At 74.5% G+C, this 4,335-nt stretch carries 5 protein-coding genes and 1 pseudogene; 5 read left to right on the top strand and 1 reads right to left on the bottom strand.

Annotation, left to right across the window (positions count from 1 at the left end):
* The 5 genes and pseudogenes from ABD308_RS12700 to ABD308_RS12680 form a co-directional block, all read left to right on the top strand.
* A pseudogene (locus tag ABD308_RS12700) lies at positions 1-1,102 on the top strand (beta-ketoacyl-[acyl-carrier-protein] synthase family protein); the annotation flags it as partial.
* Positions 1,103-1,107: 5 nt separating this feature from the next.
* Positions 1,108-2,349 (top strand): beta-ketoacyl synthase N-terminal-like domain-containing protein, encoded by a 1,242-nt coding sequence (locus ABD308_RS12695; protein ID WP_344332804.1) that lies wholly within the window; start codon positions 1,108-1,110, stop codon positions 2,347-2,349.
* 81 nt (positions 2,350-2,430) lie between these two features.
* Positions 2,431-2,691: an acyl carrier protein gene (locus ABD308_RS12690; RefSeq protein WP_344332802.1), complete on the top strand. Its 261-nt coding sequence runs from the start codon at positions 2,431-2,433 to the stop codon at positions 2,689-2,691.
* A 1-nt stretch (position 2,692) separates the two neighbouring features.
* Entirely contained in the window at positions 2,693-3,148 is a 456-nt protein-coding gene (locus tag ABD308_RS12685) for an SRPBCC family protein (protein WP_344332801.1), read from the top strand.
* Between the two features lie 2 nt (positions 3,149-3,150).
* Positions 3,151-3,528, top strand: a complete 378-nt coding sequence (locus ABD308_RS12680) for a TcmI family type II polyketide cyclase (RefSeq protein WP_344332799.1) — start codon at positions 3,151-3,153, stop codon at positions 3,526-3,528.
* Positions 3,529-3,591: 63 nt separating this feature from the next.
* On the opposite strand, the gene ABD308_RS12675 is transcribed toward ABD308_RS12680, so the two are convergent.
* Positions 3,592-4,335 (bottom strand): NAD-dependent epimerase/dehydratase family protein (locus ABD308_RS12675; protein WP_344332797.1); only part of this gene is annotated, 744 nt, incomplete at its 5' end.

Below are 4,335 nucleotides of genomic sequence, written 5' to 3'. Positions count from 1 at the left end.
GGCCGACTTCGACGGCGCCGCCGCCGGGCTCACCCCGCTGGAGCTGCGCCGCGCCGACCGCTACGTGCAGTTCGCCATGGTCGCGGCCGACGAGGCGATCGCCGACGCCGGACTCGACCTGGCCGCCGAGGACCCGTGGCGGATCGCCGTCTCGCTCGGCACCGCCGTCGGCGGCACCACCCGCCTGGAACACGACTACGCCCTGGTCAGCGCTGGCGGCGCCCGCTGGGACGTCGACCACCGGCTCGCCGAGGCGCAGCTGCACCGGGCGTTCGCGCCCAGCACGCTCGCCTCGGCGGTCGCCGAACGGGCCGGCGCGCACGGCCCGGTGCAGACCGTCTCCACCGGCTGCACCTCCGGCCTGGACGCCATCGGGTACGGCTTCCAGGCGGTCGAGGACGGGCGCGCCGACATCTGCGTCGCCGGCGCCTCCGACTCGCCGATCTCGCCGATCACCGTCGCCTGCTTCGACGCCATCAAGGCCACCAGCGAACGCAACGACGACCCGGCGCACGCCTCCCGCCCGTTCGACGCCCACCGCGACGGCTTCGTGCTCGGCGAGGGCGGCGCCGTCCTGGTGCTGGAGGAGCTGGAACACGCCCGCCGGCGCGGCGCGCGGATCTACGGCGAGATCGGCGGGTTCTCGACCTTCGGCAACGCCTACCACATGACCGGCCTCACCCAGGAGGGGCTGGAGATGTCCCGGGCGATCGACCACGCGCTCGACCACGCCCGGGTCGACCGCACCGACGTCGACTACGTCAACGCGCACGGCTCGGGCACCAAGCAGAACGACCGGCACGAGACGGCGGCCGTCAAGCGCTCGCTCGGCGGGCACGCGTACCGGACGCCGATGAGCTCCATCAAGTCGATGGTCGGGCACTCGCTCGGCGCGATCGGCGCGATCGAGGTGGTCGCCTGCACCCTCGCGCTGGACCGCGGCGTGGTGCCGCCGACCGCCAACTACGAGACGCCCGACCCGGAGTGCGACCTCGACTACGTACCGCGCACCGCGCGGGAGCTGCCACTGCGCACCATCCTGTCGGTCGGCAGCGGATTCGGCGGATTCCAGTCCGCCGTCGTGCTCACGAGAACGGGGTGAGACCCATGACGTCACGTCAGCGGAACCGCCGGGCGGTGATCACCGGCCTCGGCGTGGTGGCACCGAACGGCGTCGGGGCCGACGCCTTCTGGAAGGCCACCCGGCAGGGCGTGAGCGTCCTCGACCGGATATCCCGCGAGGGCTGCACGGACCTGCCGCTGCGCATCGCGGGCCAGGTCCGGGACTTCGACCCGCGGACCGCCATCGACAACCGCTACCTGGTGCAGACCGACCGGTTCACGCACTACGCGATGGCCGCCGCCGACCAGGCGGTGGCGGACGCCGGCTTCACCCCCGATCCGGAACAGCCGTACGCGGTGGGCGTGGTGACCGCGGCCGGCTCCGGCGGCGGCGAGTTCGGCCAGGGCGAGCTCCAGCAACTGTGGGGCAAGGGGCCGCAGTTCGTCGGCCCCTACCAGTCCATCGCCTGGTTCTACGCCGCCAGCACCGGTCAGATCTCCATCCGCGGCGGCTACAAGGGCCCGTGCGCGGTGGTGGCCAGCGACGAGGCCGGCGGGCTGGACGCGATCGCGCACGCCGCCCGGGCCGTCGAGCACGGCACCGACGCGGTGGTGGTCGGCGCCGCCGAGGCCCCGCTCGCGCCGTACTCGATGGTCTGCCAGCTCGGCTACCCCGAGCTGAGCCTCGACGACCGGGCCGACCGGGCCTACCTGCCGTTCTCCCCCGACGCGGCCGGCTTCGCCCCCGCCGAGGGCGGCGCGATGCTGCTGCTGGAGGACGAGGAGACCGCCCGCCGGCGCGGAGCGGCCGTCCGGGCGCACATCGCCGGCCACGCCGCGACCTTCACCGGCGCCTCCCGCTGGGCGGAGTCCCGGGAGGGACTGGCCGCGGCGATCCGGATCGCCCTGGAGCGGGCCAGGATCGCGGCCGAGGAGGTCGACGTGGTCTTCGCCGACGCCCTCGGCGTCCCGGCCGCCGACCGCGCCGAGGCGCTCGCGCTGGCCGACGCGCTCGGCCCCTACGCCGAGCGGGTCCCGGTCACCGCCCCCAAGTCCGGTACCGGGCGGGCCTACTGCGGCGCCCCCGCGCTGGACGTCACGGCCGCCGTGCTCGCCATGGAGGACGGCGTGCTGCCGCCCACCCCCAACGTCACCGTGGTCGCGCACGACCTCGCCCTGGTGACCGGCCGCGCCCGCCCGGCCGAACTGCGCACCGCGCTGGTGCTCAGCCGCGGGCTGATGGGCTCCAACTCGGCGCTGGTGCTCCGGCGCGGCGGGCCGTCCTGAGCTCCACCGTCCCACCCGCTCGACCCCGTTCCACCCGCTCATCTCTCGCTCACCACTCGCTCGCAATGAAGGGACACCCCCGTGAGCAACACCCTCAACTATCCCGAACTCGCGGCGCTCATCCAGGCCCGGGCCGGCGTCGTGATCGACCCGGCCGCCCTGGAGCGCCCCGGCGTCGCCTTCGACGAGTTCGGCGTGGACTCCCTCGGCCTGCTCGGCGTGGTCGGCGAGCTGGAGAACCGGCACGGCGTGAAGGTCACCAACGGCGCGGAGTCCGCCAAGACCCCGGCCGAGTTCCTGCAGCTGGTCAACTCCGCCGTCACCGCGAAGGCGGGTGCCTGAGATGCCCGGGCACACGGACAACGAGATCGTCATCGCCGCCCCGCTCGACCTGGTCTGGGAGATCACCAACGACCTGGAGAACTGGCCCCGGCTGTTCAGCGAGTACGCCTCCGTCGAAGTGCTGGAGCGCGAGGGCGACCGGGTGCGGTTCCGGCTCACCATGCACCCCGACGACGACGGCAAGGTGTGGAGCTGGGTCTCCGAGCGCACCACCGACCGCTCCGAACTCGCCGTCCAGGCCCGGCGCGTCGAGCCCGGCCCGTTCGAGTTCATGGACATCCGCTGGGAGTACGCCGAGGTGCCGGCCGGTACCCGGATGCGCTGGGTGCAGGACTTCGCCATGAAGCCGACCGCACCGGTCGACGACGAGGGCATGGTCAACCACATCAACCGCAACTCCCGGATCCAGATGCAGCTGATCCGCGAGAAGGTCGAGAAGAAGGCCGCGGAGGTCTGATCATGGCGTCCCCCGTGACCAACCCCGGGAGCGTGCCCGGGACGGCGCAGACCCACCGCGCCCTGATCGTCGCCCGGATGAAGCCCGACGCGGCCGCCGGCATCGCCGAGGTGTTCGCCGACTCCGACAACCAGGGCGAACTCCCGCACCTGATCGGCGTGACGGGGCGCAGCCTGTTCCAGTTCGGCGACGTCTACCTGCACCTGATCGAGGCCGACCGCCCGCCCGGCCCGGCCGTCGCCCAGGTGATCGGCCACCCCGAGTTCCGGGCGATCAGCGACGCGCTCACCGCGTACGTCCAGGCCTACGACCCGGCCACCTGGCGGGGCCCGAAGGACGCGATGGCGCGCGAGTTCTACCGCTGGGACCGCCACCGCTGAGCCGGCGGCGGTGATCGAGCGGACACCCCGAGGGCCCTCCGGTCCCGGGGTGTCCGCTCGTGCTCACTCCTCGGGGGCGGTCGCGGCCGTCATCGCGGCGAGCACGGCGCGCCAGTCCTCGCCGGGCTCCGGGCGCAGCGCCCCGGCCAGCGCGTCGGCCCGGTAGTGCCAGGGGCGCAGCAGTTCGGGGTCGGCGTCCGGGCCGTACCCGACCGGGCTCGACGAGCCGAGCAGCCGGATCAGCTCGGTGGTGAGGCCGGTCCAGGAGACGTGGCCGGTGACGGCGTTGACGACCCGGCCGGGGGCGCGGTCGGCGCTCTCGGCGACGGCCCGGGCGAGTGCCGCCGAGTGCACCCAGCCGACGCCCGACCAGCCGGAGTCGCGAGGTGGCAGCAGGATCGGGCGGCCGGCCAGCGCGGCCTGGTAGAGCGCTCCGGTGGCGCCCCAGCGGAGCTGGTCGCGCAGCCGCCGGTGGGGGCCCCAGACGATCGGCGAGCGGACCACCGAGACCGGGCCGCGGGCCCGCGCGGCGGCGTCCAGAAGGACCCGCTCGCAGTCGAGCTTGGCCCGCCCGTACGGGCTGAGCGGTCCGGCCGAGGGGGCGCCCTCGCGGACCTCGCCCGGGGCGGGGCGGCCGTAGGCGTCGACGCTGCTGACCAGGACGAACCCGCCGGTGCCGCGCCAGCCCTCGACCAGGACGCGCATCGCGGCGAGGTCGACGGCGTGCTCGGTGAAGGTGCAGGCGGCGTGGATGACGGTGTCCGCGCCCTCGACGGCCCGGCGCAGGCTCTCCGGGTCGGCGAGGTC

The sequence above is a fragment of the Kitasatospora putterlickiae genome (assembly GCF_039527695.1).
GTDB lineage: Bacteria > Actinomycetota > Actinomycetes > Streptomycetales > Streptomycetaceae > Kitasatospora > Kitasatospora putterlickiae.
The sequence above is the reverse complement of the archived record's forward strand: the minus strand, read 5'-3'. Positions and strand labels throughout refer to the sequence as shown.